The organism is Aeromonas sp. s5, assembly GCF_040907865.1.
Lineage (GTDB): Bacteria > Pseudomonadota > Gammaproteobacteria > Enterobacterales > Aeromonadaceae > Aeromonas > Aeromonas dhakensis.
The window spans coordinates 18,474-34,058 of sequence record NZ_JBFOCO010000026.1 but is presented as its reverse complement, the minus strand read 5'-3'; the positions used below and the strand labels follow the sequence as shown (position 1 = coordinate 34,058).

Below are 15,585 nucleotides of genomic sequence, written 5' to 3'. Positions count from 1 at the left end.
AGATAAAACAAAACGGCCAAGCAAGCTTGGCCGTTCATCAACTAAATCAGCGCAGAGGCTAAATTAGAAGTTGTATTGCAGGGCAACGGTCCACTCGTCGTCCATCTTGTCGATACCCTGGATCTTGTACTCGGTGTAGGCTTTCAGCTTGGAAGTGAAAGCGTACTGTACGCCCAGCAGGGTTTCGTCAACGATGTCTTTGTACTCAGCACCAGCGGTGTTGGAAGCAGCTTTACCTTCAGTGAAGTTGTAGCCGGCCAGGAAGGTCCAGGCATCAACGTTGTAGGAAGCAGCCAGCTCGTAACCACGGCCCTTGTCCTTGTTACCACCGGTGGTATTGTCGTAGCTCAGGTCAGCTTGAGTGTAAACACCGGCGAAGTAGAAACCGTTGATGGCGTAGTGTGCACCCAGTGCCCACTCTTTCTTGTCACCAGTTTTGTTGGTTGCAGTGCTTTCCAGATCGGAGTAGGAGTAACCTGCGTTCAGACCCAGACCGAAGTCGAAGTCATAACCGGCAGCCGCGGCATAACCGTAGTTACGCTTAACATCCTTGCCGTACACTGCGTTTTCTTTGATGCCCTGACCTACGTCAGTAACCTTGACGGCCTTGTCGTCGTTGGTTTGATAGGACAGTTTGCCTTTGAAGCCACCGTAGGTGTTGGAGTAGATGATCTGACCTTCTTGACGACCGTCATAGAAGTTACCTACGTCGCCCCACTCGTTGAAGATATCGGTCGGTTCCAGCACGTCATAGAACGCGGTATCGGTCTGACCGAAGATGATCTTACCGTACTGGGTGCCGTCGAAACCAACGTAGATGTGACGGGAATCGAACTTGTTGGCGGAGTTTTCAGCAGAAACTTGCCACTCAGTCTTGGCGATACCGGACCAGGTGTTGTTCAGGGCAATCTTGCCGGACCAACCCAGACGGGAAGAACCAACCAGCTCGCCATCAACGTCTTGGTAACCAGCAGCAGTGCCTTTAACAGGAACAATATTGCCAGTCTCAGTATCAAGCTTGAAGGAGTCGTCAGTACCAGCTACAGATTTGTTGTGGTCACCGTAGTAGTTAGCCTGTACGCGGCCGTATACGTCAAAAGTGGTACCGTCTTTGTCATAAACCACTGCAGCGTTAGCGGCGGATGCAAACAGAGCCGGGATAGCAATAGCCAGAATTGTCTTTTTCATAGTTTCCAATGCCTACTGTAATTAAACACTAAGTCGTTGTTATTCCCTGTGTTAGCGATGTACTTTGCATCACTATGGCGCCGAGACTAGCACCGGGTTTTCCAATCCGCAATGAAAAAACTTGGAACTTTTTACGAAAAGCATAGTCACAGCGAAAAAATTGTGACCTGAATCCCACATTGTTTGCACGCCATGGGAAAACGTTTACAGCGATAACCGCTGGCAAAACTCGACCGAATTGGTGATTTATCACACAATAACGACGACTCGCCTTATAAATAGAAGAAGAGGTCGGATCTGTGCGTTGCCACACACCTCGACCCGGGTTGCCGGTTGCAGGTATCCTGTCTTCCTTCACCCTGCGCAACGGTCATTTTCTTCATGCTGTCTACCCGTCTCAAAACCACCATTCGCAATACCTATCGGCAAATAGCCGATGGTTTACCCGGTTTTGTGCCGCGCAAGGAGCAGAATTTTCTGGTGGCCGAAATAGCCAAGACGCTGACCGGGGAGTATGACAAACAGCGTCGCATCCTGGTGGCCGAAGCCGGCACTGGTATCGGCAAGTCCCTCTCCTATGCTCAGGGGGCCATCCCGGTGGCACGGCTCACCCAGAAGAAGCTGGTGATCTCCACCGCCACCGTGGCGCTGCAGGAGCAGCTGATCCACAAAGACCTCCCCTTCTATCATCGCCACAGCGAGCTGCTGTTTCGTTTCATGCTGGTCAAGGGGCGCCAGCGCTACTGCTGCGAACACCTGCTGGAGCAGGCCGCCAGCGGCAGCGAGATGGCCAACTTCGAGTTTGACTTCGGTGCCCTCAGCAAACACAAGCCGTCAGACGCCGACAAGGATTGCTATCAGGCGTTGTGGCAGGCCTACACGGAAGGCAAGTGGGACGGTGATCGGGACAACTGGCCCAAGCCCATCAACGATAACTGCTGGGATCGTATCGCCGCCGACCGCCACACCTGCAACAAGGCGCTGACTCATCATCAACACTGCCCCTTCCACCGCGCCCGCAACGACATGGATGCGGCCGACGTGCTGGTGGTCAACCACGCCCTGCTGCTCTCCGACCTCACCATGGGTGGCGGCATCATACTGCCGCCGCCGGACGAGTGTCTCTATGTGCTGGACGAGGCCCATCACCTGCCCACCATAGCCCGGGATCACGGCGCCGCCTCGGCCAGCGTCAAGGGCTCACGCCGCTGGCTGGAGAAGCTGGCGCAGGGGGCAGGCAAGCTGGCCAGAACCCTCAACAAGGAGAGTCTGCTCGATCCCCAGCTCAAGCTGCAGGACGCGCTGGCCTCCCTGCAACCGGATCTGAAGGCGCTGGAGCAGTGGCTCGCCGCCAACGACCGCTTGTTCAATGAAGAAAAACACCATCGCTTCGCCGATGGTGTCTTGCCCGACCCCCTGCCCATGCTGGCGGAGAACCTCAAGGAGGCGAGCAAGAAGGCGCTGCGGGCGCTGGACAGAATGCAGGGGGCCATCGGCGAAGCGCTGAAGGATGGCGAGATCCGTCGCAAGGATGCCGAACCCCTGCTGGCGGAGAGCGGCTTCTATCTGCAGCGGCTGGAGGGTTTCTGCGCCCTGTGGGAGATGCTGGGGCGGCACGTGGCAGAGGGCAAGACGCCGCTGGCCCGCTGGATGGTCAAGAGCGATGACGGCGACATCTGGCTGCACGCCTCCCCCATCGAGGTGGGCTACCTGCTGGAGGAGTGGCTCTGGTCCAGGTGTCTTGGCGCCGTGCTGGTATCGGCGACCCTGACAGCCCTCTCCTCCTTCAGCTATTTCCGCCACCAGGTGGGGCTCAAAGAGCACGACGGTACCCGCTATCTGCGCCTGCGCTCCCCCTTCGATTACCAGAAGGCCGAGCTCTATTTGCCCAAAATGGAACACGAGCCCAGTGCCCCCGCCTTCACCCAGGAGCTCGTCAGCATCCTGCCCCGTCTGCTGGCCGGCAAGGAGGCGAGCCTGGTGCTGTTCTCCTCCTACCGGCAGATGAACGAGGTGGCGGTGGGTTTGCGGGCCAAGGGACTCTCCCTGCTGGTGCAAGGGGAAGCCTCCCGCAACGCCCTGCTCACCCTGCACAAACAAAAATGCGATGGCGGCCAGGCCAGCATACTGTTTGGCACCGGCAGCTTCTCGGAAGGGCTGGATCTGCCCGGTCACTACCTCACCAACCTGGTGATCACCAAGTTGCCGTTCGCGGTCCCCAACTCGCCGGTGGAAGAGGCCACCGCCGAGTGGGTCGAGAAACGGGGGGGCAATCCCTTCTTGCAACTGACGGTGCCGGAGGCGTCGCGCAAGCTCATCCAGGCCTGTGGTCGCCTCATTCGCAAAGAGGCGGATAGAGGCCGGGTCACCATTCTCGATCGCCGTCTGCTGACCAAACGCTACGGCAAGGGGCTGCTCGATGCCCTGCCGCCATTTCGACGCCGGATTGAGTAGGGCCGAGGTTGACCAAGGTAGCCAACCCCACTGGCCCGATGAGTTTGCATCGGGAAAGCACGAGCCCAGACGCGACAGGGGCGCCATAAACGCCTATTGCCGCCCTCTGGCAAACCTGCAAAAATGAGCCCCTGTTTTTCAGTGGGCACTCGCCTGACTGTTCAAGGAGATGAAATGAAACTGACTGTTCTGGTGCCAGCCCTGGCTGGTCTGTTGTGGGCAGGTAGTGCCCTGGCCGATGCCCAACTGGAAGTGAACAACCCCTATGTGGTGCAGCTGATCGATGGCCAATCCATCAATCCCAAACTGCTCGACAAGACGAGTACCTATCCTATCAAAGCCGGCAAGCACCAACTGGTCGTCGCCTTCGAAGGCAACTACTCCAGCCGCAGCGACACCAAGCTGGTCACCGCCGAGCCGCTGGTGATCAACTTCACCGCCGCCGACAACCAGAAACTGGTACTGGACTACAAGAAGCCACGCAACGAATCCGAAGCCAACCAGTTCGTCAAGGAACAGAAAGTCACGCTCAAAGACAAGAGCAGCGGCCAGGTCGTCGCCACCGAGCAGTTCGTGCTGCCGAAGGTGGAAGGCTTCCAGCTGACCCGTGACTATCAGCAGGAGCTGATCAACATGGGCAAGGCGTTCAACCAGCCCAAGACTGTCGCTGTCTCTACCGCTGCCGTCATGGCCGCCAACAGCGCCCCGGTTCAGGTCGCCCCGAGCAAGGCCCAGAGCAATCCGGAAGCCCTGACCCAGCTGCAAAACTGGTACAACAAGGCCGATGCGGAGACCCGCAAAGCCTTCCAGATCTGGGTGATCCAGCAGCAGTAATTGCATCTGTTCGTCCCGAATTATCGGGCATGAAAAAGGGGAGCCTGGCTCCCCTTTTTCATATCTGCCCATTTGCCAAGGCCCAGCCTTCATGTCACTGCGCATCTTCCATCACCCCCTCTACTCCGCCCTGACCCTGCCAGCGCGCCATCGCTTTCCGCTGGCCAAATACCAGGCGCTGTTCGAACAGCTGGGAAACCTGGGTTATCCGCTGGCAGAGGCCGCGCCCGCCAGTCGCACCCAGATAGAGAGAGTGCACGATGCGGCCTATGTGGGCGCGGCCCTCACCGGCACCCTGGATGCAGGCGCCATTCGCCAGCTGGGGTTTCCCTGGTCCCCCGTGCTGATTGAACGCACCCTGCGCTCGGTGGGGGCCACCCTTGCCGCCAGCCGCCACGCCCTTGCGCAAGGCTGCGGCCTGCAGATCTCCGGTGGCTATCACCACGCCCACCGAGACGTTGGCAGCGGCTTTTGCCTGTTCAACGATCTGGTGATCGCCGCCCAGACCTGTCTGGACGAAGGGCGCTGCGAACAGGTATTGATCGTCGATCTCGATGTCCATCAGGGGGATGGCAGTGCCGCCCTGTGCCAGGGGCGGCGCGACATCATCACCCTCTCTCTGCACGGGGAGCACAACTTTCCCCGCCACAAACCCGCCTCCCACATGGATTTCCCCCTGCCAAGCGGCATGGAGGACGATGCCTACCTCACCACGCTGGCAGAGGCGCTCAATCTGGCGCTGCGGCTCTACGCCCCCGATCTCATCCTTTATCAGGCCGGCGTGGACGTGCATCATGCCGACGAACTCGGCTATCTCGCATTAAGTGATGAGGGGGTGCGCCAGCGCGATGCCATGGTCTTTGACTGCGCACAACGGCACGGGCTGCCCATTGCCGCCGTACCGGGCGGCGGCTACCGGCGTGACTGGCAACAGCTGATCCCACTGCATATGTCCTTGTTTGAAGAGGCGAACAAACGCTACGGCTAGCCGTTGAGCTCTGCCTGGCCACCGTTGCAGACAACAACAAGGCGGCCCCTGGGCCGCCTCTGCTCTATATGCGTGCCATCCAGCCCCCTATCGAGAAGCGAGGATGGTGTCCTGCCGCCGACCACAGTTCAGGCGTGGGCCACCGGTGTCGAGTGTTTCCCCATGGGGCGCAGCAACATCAGCAGGTAGAGCAAGGCCACACCGGCGATCATGATGAACAGCAGATTGTCCGAAAGGTGCTGCATCAGGAGCGCGGTATAGGCCGGGCCGAGCAGGCTGCCAATGGTGTAGCTCAGCAGCAGCGCCTGGTTCATGGCCACCAGCTGATGGTGCTCGACCTTCTCGCAGGCCCACGCCATGGCCACCGGATAGAGGGTAAACCCGGCGGCGCCCAGGATGAACAGCGCCGGCCCCATCGCCACGCCGCCGAGCATGGCCCCGCACCCCAGGATCACCACCAGCACCTGCACCCGCAGCACCGGCAGGCGACCAAACCTGTCCGCCAGCCGACCCACCGGCCACTGCCCCAGGATGCCGGCACTCACCATCACCGCCATCCAGTAACCAATGCCGGCATCGCTCACCCCCTGATGGTTCAGGTAGAGCGGCATCAGGCCGTAGAGCGACCCCAGCACGATGCCGGAGATGATGCAGCCGTCGACCCCGAGCCGTGCCTGACGCAGCCGCAACATGGGCCAGACCCGGGTTGAGCCCTGCGCTTCGCTGCGCTCACTGACGATACGGGTGAACAACAGCGGCAGGATAGCCGCCAGGATCAGCCCACTCGCCCAGGGCAGGACATCCATCAGGCCGGTCGGCAACTTGCTGACCAAGAGCTGGCCGAGCACAGTGCCCAGGTAGTAGACCATCATGTAGGCGGCCAGCAGACGGCCCCGATTGTGCGCGTTGCCGCTGCACATCAGCGCGCTCTCCACCACCACCCAGATCATGGCGCAGCCGATACCGGCGATAAATCGCCAGCCGAGCCAGCTCCAGAAATCAAGGGTAATGCCGAGCCCGACACAACCGGCGGCAAAGAGGGCGGAGGCCAGGTAATAGCTGCGGTTAAAGCCGCAGCGCCTGATCAAGGTGCCCGCCAGCAGGGTGCCCAGCAGGTTGCCGCTGAAATAGGAGGAGCCGACCATGCCCACCTGCCAGGTCGGCAGCTGTTCATGGGCAAGCCAGAGCGGTACCAGGGTATTGAGCACCGCGATGGAGAGGGTCAGCAGCAGCAGGCCACAGAGCAATAACAGCACTGGCCGGGTGTATATGGTCATGGGTAAAACCGCGAGGAGAGTCAAAATGCGAGCGCATCATGCCACCGCCAATGCCATTGTCAATCGGCACTGGAAGCAGGATCGCAAGGTTTTATCGAATGCTGCTGGTGCGGTGCAGCACGGCACCGTTCGGCGCCTAGCTTATCCCCTTGATTCATCGACTCTTTGGCCATGATGACGGGCAGATGCCGGTTGCCTGTCGGCCTCTTCTCAATCCTGGGGGCCATAACGAGAAGAGGCGACCCCGGGCCGCCTCTTCTTTATATACCTGGCACAAGGCCGGTCAGCGCTGACGCTTCTTGGCGTACTTGCGGCGGGCCCGCGCCTGGCGCTCCTCTTCCCGCTCCGCCTTCTCCTTGGCCTTCTGTTCGGCCTCGGCATCGGCCTCCACGATCTCGCTGCTCACCATCTGCGGGGTCTCCAGCGAGATGCGGCCCAGCAGGCCAGAGCGGAACTCGTTGACCAGGATCTCGGACGCCTTGTGCAGATCCGACAGCCCCCCCTTGCGCATGAAGCCGCGCTGACGGGCAATGAGATCCAGCAGCTCGATCTCGGTCTCGGGCAGCGCGTCAATCTGATAACGCGCCTGGATCCGCTCCGGATAGGCCTTGAGGAAGTAGTCCGCGGCGAACATGGCGATGTCCGCGTAGTCATAGACGGTGTCCTTGATGGCGGCCGTGATGGCCAGCCGATAACCGCAGGAGGGCGGGTTGAGTTTGGGCCACAAGAAGCCCGGGGTGTCGGTCAGGATGACGTTGTTGTCGAGCTTGATCCGCTGCTGGGACTTGGTCACCCCCGCCTCGTTGCCGGTGCGGGCGATGATGCGCCCCGCCAGGGTATTGATCAGGGTGGATTTGCCCACGTTGGGAATGCCCATGATCATGGCGCGCACGCCGCGCAGCTCCAGATTGCGCTCCGGCAGCATCTCGTGGCAGAGGGTCAGCAGTTGCTTGATCTTCTCCGGCTCCTGCTGGGTCAGGGGCAGCGCCTTGATCCCCTTTTCCTGTTCCATGTGGGCCACCCACAGCGCGGTGATCTCGGGGTCAGCGAGATCCGCCTTGTTGAGCACCTTGATCACCGGAGTATCGCCGCGCAGCTCGGGCACCAGCGGGTTTTCGCTGGAGAAGGGGATGCGGGCGTCGAGCATCTCTATGATGACATCGACCTGGGGCATGACCTCGGCAATCTCTTTGCGGGCCTTGTGCATGTGGCCGGGGAACCAGTTGATGGACATATCCGTTACTCTCATCTAGGGACTGCGGGCGCGGGCTTGCGGTGGCGCGAGCGGCGGGCGATGGCGGACGCAGGGCGTCGCAAGGGGGCGCATTTTACCTGCACCCGCCCCGATTTGACAGGCCATTCTAGCCGCCAGCCGGCAAACCGGCCAGATTTTCGCCCACCCCCTCCCCTCGTCAGCCGATGTGACCGGCCCCGGCTATTGATAGATAAGTGATTGATACAACATAACATTCACGCAACACCTTCATCGGATTGTCATCCAGTTTCACTAAAAGTGTCATCTGCGACCTCTAGGCTGCGCTCAGGTTTTACAAGGAGCGAACCCCAATGAGAAAGATGGCAGGACTTGCATTGATGATCGGCGCCGCCCTGGCCGCCGGCTGCAACTCCAACAACGACAGCAGTGCGCCCGAGCCCGGTGCCAAGAACGTGATCTTCTTCCTCGGCGACGGCATGGGTCTCAACACCCTGACCGCCGCCCGCATCTACGGCGTCGGTGAAGAGGGCAGCCTCACCATCGATACCCTGCCGGAGACGGCCTTCATCAAGACCTTCTCCCACGACGCCCAGGTGACCGACTCGGCCCCCTCCATGTCCGCCTACATGACCGGGGTCAAGAGCAACAACGGTGTCATCAGCATGGACGGCGATGCCACCCAGGAGAACGACTGCAGCAAGAGCGCCGGCAAGCCGGTCACCACCTTGCTGGAGCTGGCCAAGGCCGCCGGCCGCGGCACCGGCGTGGTCACCACCACCCGGGTGACCCACGCCACCCCGGCCGCCACCTATGCCCACCTCTGCAACCGGGATCTGGAAGCGGACATCGCCGCCCAGCTGGTACCTGGCGGCGCCGGTTACAACAGCGCTCTCAAAGAGGGTGTGGACGTGGTACTCGGCGGCGGCAGCAGCTTCTTCCTGCCCAAGGCCGACAAGGGCAAGCGCGAGGATGGCCGCAACCTCATCGACGAGATGAAGGCCAAGGGCTACCAGTTTGCCGCAACCCTGGACGAGCTGAACCAGGCCGATGCGAGCAAGCCGCTGCTGGGGCTGTTTGGCTCAAGCCACATGAAATATGACCTGGACCGACCCGCCAGCGAGCCCTCCCTGACCCAGATGACCCTGGCCGCCATCAAGCAGCTCAAGGACAAGAAACAGGGCTACTTCCTGATGGTGGAAGGGGGGCGCATCGACCATGCCCTGCACGACACCAACGCCAAGCGTGCCCTGCAGGACACCCTCGCCTTCGACAACGCCATCAAGGCGACCATCGACGAGGTGAAGAAAACCGATCCCGAGCTGAAAAACACCCTGATCGTGGTCACCGCCGACCATGACCACACGCTGGTGCTGAACGGCTACGCCAAGCGGACCGGCAAGACCACCGCTGACAACCCAGGCGTACTCGGGCTGGTGAAGAACTACGAAACCGGCGAACCGAGCAAGGATGCCGACGGCATGCCCTACACCATCATCGGCTTTGGCAACGGCTACAACCGGGTGGATGGTCCGCGCAGCAGCGTAGCGCCGCTGGACGACGCCACCGTCTCTGCCAACGACTATCACCAGGAGGTGGTGGTCAAGGTAGGCGAGATAGGCAACGAGACTCACGGCGGCACCGACGTCTTCCTCGGCGCCATCGGCCAGGGAGCGGAGAGCTTCCACGGCTCACTCGACAACACCGCCGTGTTCGGCAAGGTCAAGGCTGCGGCCGGGCTGTAAGGAGCATTCCCATGAAAAGCGCCATGAAACAAAAACTGCATAAAACCCTCGTCAGCACAGCCCTGCTGGCCGCCCTCGGCGGCGCGGCCCAAGCACAGGCCAGCGACGCCAAGAACGTCATCCTGTTTATCGGCGACGGCATGGGCCCCACCGTGCTCACCGCCACCCGCCTCTACAAGGTGGGGGAAGAGGGCAATCTGGAGATAATGAAGCTGGCCCGCAGCGCCCGCATCAAGACCTTCTCCAACGATGCCCAGACCACCGACTCGGCCCCCTCCATGGCGGCCTACACAACCGGGGTCAAGATGAACAACGAGGTGATCGCCATGAGCAGCGACACCAAGGCCGTCGCGCCCGGCAAGGACCTCAACGGCAACAAGGGCATCAACAACTGCACCAGCGACAACGGCAAGCCGGTGCCCACCATTCTCGAGCTGGCCAAGGCGGCCGGCAAGTCGGTGGGAGCCGTCACCACCACCGAGCTGACCCATGCCACCCCGGCCGCCACTTACTCCCACATGTGCCACCGGGATGCCGCCTACGCCATCGCCGAGCAGGCGGTACCGGGCGGCGCCGGCTTCAACACCGCGCTGGGGGATGGAGTCGATGTGCTGATGGGGGGCGGCGCCAACCACTGGACGCCCTACAACAGCACCAGCAACAAGGGGGGCCGTGCCGACGGACGGGATCTCACCGCCGAGCTGACTGCCCAGGGCTACCGCTACGTCACCACCAAAGAGGAGCTCTCTGGCGTCAACTCGGGCAAGGTGCTTGGGCTGTTCAGCGCCAAGTCCCACCTCGACTACGAGCTGGACCGGGTCGCCAAGGGGGCGGCAAGTACCCAGCCCTCCCTCTCTGAGATGACCGCCAAGGCGATCGATCTGCTCAGCCAGAACAGTCAGGGTTACTTCCTGATGGTGGAAGGGGGTCGCATCGATCACGCCCTGCACGGCACCAATGCCAAGCGCTCGCTCACCGACGCGGTGGCGCTCGACGAGGCGGTCAAGACGGCGCTCGGCAAGGTGGATCTGAAAGATACCCTGATCGTGGTCACCGCCGACCATGACCACACCATGACCATCAACGGCTACTCCGCCAAGGGCAACAAGGTGCTGGATCTGGTGAAAAACGGCGACGGCTCGACCCAGAACGACGTGGATGGCAAACCCTTCACCACGCTAGTGTTCGGCAACGGCCCCAACCGCGCCGACGTGCGCCCCACCCTCACCAGCGATCAGGTGATGGCGGACGACTACCTGCAGGAGACCGGGGTCAAGCTGGGCTCCGAGACCCACGGCGGCGGCGATGTGATGCTGTTTGCCGACGGCGCCGGCAGCAGCCGCTTCAAGGGCACCCTCGACAACACCAAGGTGTTCGGCAAGCTCAAGGAGGCGCTCGGTCTGTAAACGGCAGGGCCCGGCCAAGTGCCGGGCCCTGCTCGCTCGAGCGAGACGGCATGATGCGATATTTATTACCCTTGTGGCTGCTCACCAGCAGCCTCTCTTTTTCCCTCCTTGCCGAGGAAGTCCCCGATCTGGCCGCCCGCATCCGCTATCAGGACAGGGTGACCAGCAGCGACGGCATCAGCAAGGAGAGCCAGTGGCAGGAGAAGTGGCTGCGGGTCGGCGACCAGGTGTGGAGCCAGCGGCTCATTCCCCTCCCTCTGGCCCGCGCCTACCACGCCGCCCACGATGCCACCCCGGGCCACAAGCACTTTACCCACCAGATGGCGGCGCGCTGGGTGACCCGCAACCAGCAGGATGAGTTGCAACTGCGCTACGCCGACAACTGGCACAACCAGCTGGTGGAGGTACCGGAGGAGGAGTATGGCCAGGTGGCCTTCAAGCCCGACTGGCCCAGGATCCGCCACCTCATCAACCCGGCCCTGCTGCAGGAGATGACCCCCCTCGACGAGCCGGCTCCCGAGCAGGCCCGCTGGTATGAGAAGCTCGAGGGCAAGCAGCGCACCCGCATCCTCTGGTCGAGCCGTTGGCAGCTGCCGCTGGTGGTGGAGTCGGCGAGCCTCGACGGCTATCGCAGCTACCGGATGGAGGTGACCCTCAAATCCCTGCCCAAAGCCCTGCCCTGGCAGCAGCTGGAGGGCTACCAGACCCTGGATCTGCGAGATTTCTTCGACTGACGGGACGCCCCGAACAGGGTGGGCTGACTTGTGCCGACGGGGTGGTACACTCTGGGTACTCATCCCGGATCAGGTCTGCCATGCGAATTTCCGCTCTCCTGCTGCTGTTTTGCTCCCTGCTTTTTTCCGCCCTGCCGGCCCGGGCCGTGGTGGTCATCGCCGCCGAGATCCCCCCTTATGTGATCCGCTCCAATCAGGGCGCCCCGAGCGGCATGGTCATCGAGGTGCTGGAAGAGGCCGCCCGCCGGCTCAAGGAGCCGCTGACCATCGAGCTGATGCCGTTGGCCCGCGCCCTCAGCCAGGCCCGTTATCGCCGGAATGTCTTGCTGGTGCCGCCGGTGCGCAGCCCCCAGCGCGACCCTCAGTTTCTCTGGATTGCCCCCCTGATGGACGAGGCCTTCGTGCTGGTCAGCCATCGCCAATACCACCCGACCCCTCTCACCATCAATGCCCTGCCCGGCCTCACTGTCGGCGTGATGCGCGGCTCCTTTGGCCAGAGCCTGCTGCGACCCTATCCGCAGGTGAAACAGGCACTGGTAGCCGAGGAGATCCACAATGCCGACAAGCTGGCGCTCGGCCGCATCCAGGGCTGGGCTGTGGCCTGGAACAGCGCCCGCTACAACCAGCAGCAGGCCGGCCTGCCGCTGGCGGATCTGGTGCGCGGCGAAACCCTGCAACAGTCTCCCCTGTACCTGGCTGCCAGCCCCCATTTTCCAAGCGCCGAGGCGACCCGCTGGTACCAGACCATCGCCGCCATGCGCGACGACGGCAGCCTGGCGCGCATCATCAAGCAGTACGATTACCAGGCGCCCTGACAAGCTTGTCAGGAGAATTGCCAAAGCAGTTCAGAATGGTTATGGTATCCCCATGAAAGCGCTCATGATTTTGTCAAGTCAGCTCACACCCCGTTGAGCCCCCGCCCTCGCCCCTGACAGCGAGTCGTTGGGGGCATCGCATTCCCGATCTGTTTTTTCGTATCGCACACTCTTTTTTCGGCCAGCTTGTCCGTCATCCTGGCCATCTGACCCATTGATAAGGAATATCTTATGAAACAGCCACATCTCGTGATTTCCAGCCTGGATCTCGACCGCATCGAGCAACTGCTCGGCAACCACCCCCAGCACCTGGCCCTGCAGGAGGAGCTGGACCGCGCCGAGATCCGCGAACCGGCCGACATGCCGCCGGACGTGGTGACCATGAACAGCACGGTGCGCTTCAAGATGCAGAGCAGCGGCAACGAATTCTGCCTGACCCTGGTCTACCCGCGGGACGTGCAGGGGGACGAATCGAAGATCTCCGTGCTGGCGCCGGTCGGCAGTGCCCTGCTCGGGCTCAAGGTGGGTGACAGCATCGCCTGGCCGGGTCCGGCCGGTCGCACCATCCAGGTGGAGATCCTGGAGGTGGTCTATCAGCCGGAGCGTGCCGGCGAGCTGCACCGCTAACCCCCAGGGCACCCGCCGGCCTGCATGACGGCGCCGGGCGTGCCCCTGCAGCTGATCCCGATCAAGCTTTGCCGCAGAAGTGGCGCCAATCCTGCCTTCCGGCCCCGCTTTCACTTGAGCCGGGACGAGGGGGCAGGTATCTTGTTGGCCGCGCCAGCACCCTGGCCGCAGATTTCAGGCTGACATCATGATTAAGATTGCCCTCATCGACGATCACCAGATCGTCCGCTCCGGTTTTGCCCAACTGCTCAATCTCGAACCCGACCTGCGGGTGGTGGCCGAATTCGGCTCCGCCGCCGAGGCGCTGGCGGGTCTGCCCGGCAGCGGGGTACAGCTGTGCGTGTGCGACATCTCCATGCCGGATCAATCCGGGCTGGACCTGCTCAAGCGCCTCCCCTCGGGGCTGGCCGTGGTGATGCTGTCGGTGCACGACAGCCCGGCCCTCATCGAGCAGGCCCTGCAGGCCGGCGCCAAGGGGTTCCTCTCCAAGCGCTGCAGCCCGGACGAGCTGATCGCCGCGGTGCGCACCGCCGCCCATGGCGGCTGTTACCTCACCCCGGACATCGCCCAAAAGCTCGCCTGCAACAGCCAGGATCCGCTCACCAATCGGGAGCGGGAGGTGGCGCAGCTGCTGGCGCGGGGACTGGAGGTGAAGGCCATCGCCGAGCAGCTCGGCCTCTCCCCCAAGACGGTGCACGTGCACCGCGCCAACCTGATGGACAAGCTCAAGGTCAGCAACAACGTTGAGCTGGCCCACCGCATGCTGGACAGCTGGTGATCGCTCGTCTGGCCAGCTATGTCGCCATCGCGCTGGCGGCCTGCTTCATCTTTGCCGCCGGCTGGTTTTGCCTGTGGAGCATTGGCCTGCATCTGGCGGGCTCCCCCATGCTGGCAGCCCTGCTGTTTCCCTTCGGCCTGCGGCTGGGGCTGCTCTTGCAAAGCCCGCTCGCCTACTGGCCACCGCTGCTGCTGTGCGAATCCCTGCTGCTCTACTGGCTCAACCAAGAGGTGGGGCTGCCGCTGTGGCCGCTCATTCAGGCGGGCAGCCTGCTCACCCTGCTGCCGCTGCTCATCGCCCGCCGCCAGCCGGTACGCAACGACTGGCAGCAGCTGCTGGTGCTGCTGGCCACCGTCACTGTGGCCGCCGGGCTGCAATCCCTGCTCTGGCACCTGGCCGGCGAGGATGGCCTCACCGCCCTGCTGCTCACCCTCACCGGCGGGTTGACCCTCACCTCCACCTGCATGCTGATCTGGCACTACCTCACCCGCGCTACCTGGGTGCCGCTCGGCCCTGCGCTGGTGGATCAACCGGTGGACTGGCGCTTTCGCCACCTGGTCTGGTATCTGCTGCTGTTCGTGCTGAGCCTCTGGCTGCAGCTCGGCCTGCCGGACTCGCTGGTGCGCTTCACCCCGTTTTGTCTGGCCATTCCCATCATCGCCATGGCCTGGCGCTACGGCTGGCAAGGGGCCCTGCTCGCCACCCTGATGAACACGGTGGCGCTGATGGCCGGTCAGGCCTGGCACGATCATCCGCTCGATCTGCTGCTCTCCCTGCTGGCCCAGAGCCTCACCGGCCTGCTGCTCGGCGCCGGCATCCAGCGCCAGCGCGAACTCAACCAGGCGCTGACCCGCCAGCTCGCTCACAACCGCCAGCTCACCGAGCGGCTGCTGGAGACCGAAGAGAGCATCCGCAAGGAGGTGGCGCGCGAGCTGCACGACGACATCGGCCAGACCATCACCGCCATCCGCACCCAGGCCGGCATAGCGCGCCGGTTGGCGCCTGACAACGCCGGGGTGGGCCAGAGCAGCGCCCTCATCGAGACCCTGTCGCTGGGCATCTACGACGCAGTGCGCGGCCTGCTCGGCCGGCTGCGCCCCCGCCAGCTCGACGACATGAGCCTGGAGCAGGCGGTGCGCGCCCTGCTGCGCGAGCTTGAGCTGGAGCGCCGCGGCATCGTCACCCGGCTGGAGTGGCAGCTGGCGGACGCCGGCCTCTCCGATGCCCAGCGGGTCACCCTGTTTCGGGTCTGTCAGGAGGGGCTCAACAACGTGGTCAAACACGCCAACGCCAACTCGGTCACCATCCGGGCCCAGCGTCAGGGGGAGCGTTTGATCCTGCTGCTGGAAGACGATGGCTGCGGCCTGCCCGAGCACCGCACGCCCCAGGGCTACGGCCTGCTCGGCATTCGCGAGCGGGTGCAGGCGCTGGGGGGCTCACTGCAACTCTCCTGCGTACACGGCACCCAGCTGACCGTGACCCTGCCCGATCGCAAGCGGGAGGAAAACCATGAATAAGCCCACTCT

Annotated in this window: 13 protein-coding genes; 10 read left to right on the top strand and 3 right to left on the bottom strand. The window is 62.7% G+C overall.

The window, feature by feature from the left end:
* Nucleotides 1-63: 63 nt before the first annotated feature.
* Nucleotides 64-1,188, bottom strand: a complete 1,125-nt coding sequence (locus tag AB5Y94_RS15835; RefSeq protein ID WP_368206140.1) for a porin — start codon at nt 1,186-1,188, stop codon at nt 64-66.
* A gap of 381 nt (nt 1,189-1,569) precedes the next feature.
* Between AB5Y94_RS15835 and dinG the strand changes: the two genes are divergently transcribed.
* The 3 genes from dinG (at nt 1,570) to AB5Y94_RS15820 (ending at nt 5,464) form a co-directional block, all read left to right on the top strand.
* A complete protein-coding gene (dinG, locus tag AB5Y94_RS15830) occupies nt 1,570-3,642 on the top strand; it encodes an ATP-dependent DNA helicase DinG (RefSeq protein WP_368206139.1) in 2,073 nt (690 codons plus the stop codon).
* Between the two features lie 174 nt (nt 3,643-3,816).
* Nucleotides 3,817-4,476, top strand: a complete 660-nt coding sequence (locus AB5Y94_RS15825) for a DUF2057 family protein (RefSeq protein WP_368206138.1) — start codon at nt 3,817-3,819, stop codon at nt 4,474-4,476.
* Nucleotides 4,477-4,567: 91 nt separating this feature from the next.
* The gene (locus AB5Y94_RS15820) at nt 4,568-5,464 is read left to right on the top strand and encodes a histone deacetylase (protein WP_042052016.1); all 897 of its coding nucleotides are present in this window, start codon (nt 4,568-4,570) and stop codon (nt 5,462-5,464) included.
* A gap of 128 nt (nt 5,465-5,592) precedes the next feature.
* Here the strand turns inward: AB5Y94_RS15820 and AB5Y94_RS15815 are convergent, their stop codons facing one another.
* Both AB5Y94_RS15815 and ylqF read right to left on the bottom strand, forming a co-directional pair.
* Nucleotides 5,593-6,741 carry an MFS transporter gene (locus AB5Y94_RS15815; RefSeq protein ID WP_139752956.1) on the bottom strand — a complete coding sequence of 383 codons (1,149 nt, stop codon included), beginning with the start codon at nt 6,739-6,741 and terminating at the stop codon, nt 5,593-5,595.
* Nucleotides 6,742-7,024: 283 nt separating this feature from the next.
* Nucleotides 7,025-7,975, bottom strand: a complete 951-nt coding sequence (gene ylqF, locus AB5Y94_RS15810) for a ribosome biogenesis GTPase YlqF (RefSeq protein WP_010633500.1) — start codon at nt 7,973-7,975, stop codon at nt 7,025-7,027.
* 332 nt (nt 7,976-8,307) lie between these two features.
* Between ylqF and AB5Y94_RS15805 the strand changes: the two genes are divergently transcribed.
* The 7 genes from AB5Y94_RS15805 to uhpB all read left to right on the top strand — a co-directional run bounded on the left by AB5Y94_RS15805 (nt 8,308) and on the right by uhpB (nt 15,576).
* Nucleotides 8,308-9,699, top strand: coding sequence for an alkaline phosphatase (locus tag AB5Y94_RS15805; protein ID WP_024942425.1), 1,392 nt, complete (start codon nt 8,308-8,310; stop codon nt 9,697-9,699).
* Between the two features lie 11 nt (nt 9,700-9,710).
* Nucleotides 9,711-11,105: an alkaline phosphatase gene (locus tag AB5Y94_RS15800; RefSeq protein WP_368206137.1), complete on the top strand. Its 1,395-nt coding sequence runs from the start codon at nt 9,711-9,713 to the stop codon at nt 11,103-11,105.
* A 50-nt stretch (nt 11,106-11,155) separates the two neighbouring features.
* Nucleotides 11,156-11,839 (top strand): hypothetical protein, encoded by a 684-nt coding sequence (locus tag AB5Y94_RS15795; protein ID WP_368206136.1) that lies wholly within the window; start codon nt 11,156-11,158, stop codon nt 11,837-11,839.
* Nucleotides 11,840-11,919: 80 nt separating this feature from the next.
* Entirely contained in the window at nt 11,920-12,654 is a 735-nt protein-coding gene (locus tag AB5Y94_RS15790) for an ABC transporter substrate-binding protein (protein ID WP_162519024.1), read from the top strand.
* A gap of 231 nt (nt 12,655-12,885) precedes the next feature.
* The gene (gene rnk, locus AB5Y94_RS15785; RefSeq protein ID WP_005302721.1) at nt 12,886-13,281 is read left to right on the top strand and encodes a nucleoside diphosphate kinase regulator; all 396 of its coding nucleotides are present in this window, start codon (nt 12,886-12,888) and stop codon (nt 13,279-13,281) included.
* A gap of 187 nt (nt 13,282-13,468) precedes the next feature.
* Entirely contained in the window at nt 13,469-14,059 is a 591-nt protein-coding gene (gene uhpA / locus AB5Y94_RS15780) for a transcriptional regulator UhpA (RefSeq protein WP_005302722.1), read from the top strand.
* Entirely contained in the window at nt 14,056-15,576 is a 1,521-nt protein-coding gene (uhpB, locus tag AB5Y94_RS15775; protein ID WP_368206135.1) for a signal transduction histidine-protein kinase/phosphatase UhpB, read from the top strand. Before uhpA ends, uhpB begins: the two co-directional genes overlap by 4 nt.
* Nucleotides 15,577-15,585 lie beyond the last annotated feature (9 nt).

Bases quoted from the DNA above. Each gene is read 5' to 3' on its own strand.
- AB5Y94_RS15835 (WP_368206140.1), bottom strand. From the start codon at position 1,188: ATGAAAAAGACAATTCTGGCTATTGCTATCCCGGCTCTGTTTGCATCC.
- dinG (WP_368206139.1), top strand. From the start codon at position 1,570: ATGCTGTCTACCCGTCTCAAAACCACCATTCGCAATACCTATCGGCAA.
- AB5Y94_RS15825 (WP_368206138.1), top strand. From the start codon at position 3,817: ATGAAACTGACTGTTCTGGTGCCAGCCCTGGCTGGTCTGTTGTGGGCA.
- AB5Y94_RS15820 (WP_042052016.1), top strand. From the start codon at position 4,568: ATGTCACTGCGCATCTTCCATCACCCCCTCTACTCCGCCCTGACCCTG.
- AB5Y94_RS15815 (WP_139752956.1), bottom strand. From the start codon at position 6,741: ATGACCATATACACCCGGCCAGTGCTGTTATTGCTCTGTGGCCTGCTG.
- ylqF (WP_010633500.1), bottom strand. From the start codon at position 7,975: ATGTCCATCAACTGGTTCCCCGGCCACATGCACAAGGCCCGCAAAGAG.
- AB5Y94_RS15805 (WP_024942425.1), top strand. From the start codon at position 8,308: ATGAGAAAGATGGCAGGACTTGCATTGATGATCGGCGCCGCCCTGGCC.
- AB5Y94_RS15800 (WP_368206137.1), top strand. From the start codon at position 9,711: ATGAAAAGCGCCATGAAACAAAAACTGCATAAAACCCTCGTCAGCACA.
- AB5Y94_RS15795 (WP_368206136.1), top strand. From the start codon at position 11,156: ATGATGCGATATTTATTACCCTTGTGGCTGCTCACCAGCAGCCTCTCT.
- AB5Y94_RS15790 (WP_162519024.1), top strand. From the start codon at position 11,920: ATGCGAATTTCCGCTCTCCTGCTGCTGTTTTGCTCCCTGCTTTTTTCC.
- rnk (WP_005302721.1), top strand. From the start codon at position 12,886: ATGAAACAGCCACATCTCGTGATTTCCAGCCTGGATCTCGACCGCATC.
- uhpA (WP_005302722.1), top strand. From the start codon at position 13,469: ATGATTAAGATTGCCCTCATCGACGATCACCAGATCGTCCGCTCCGGT.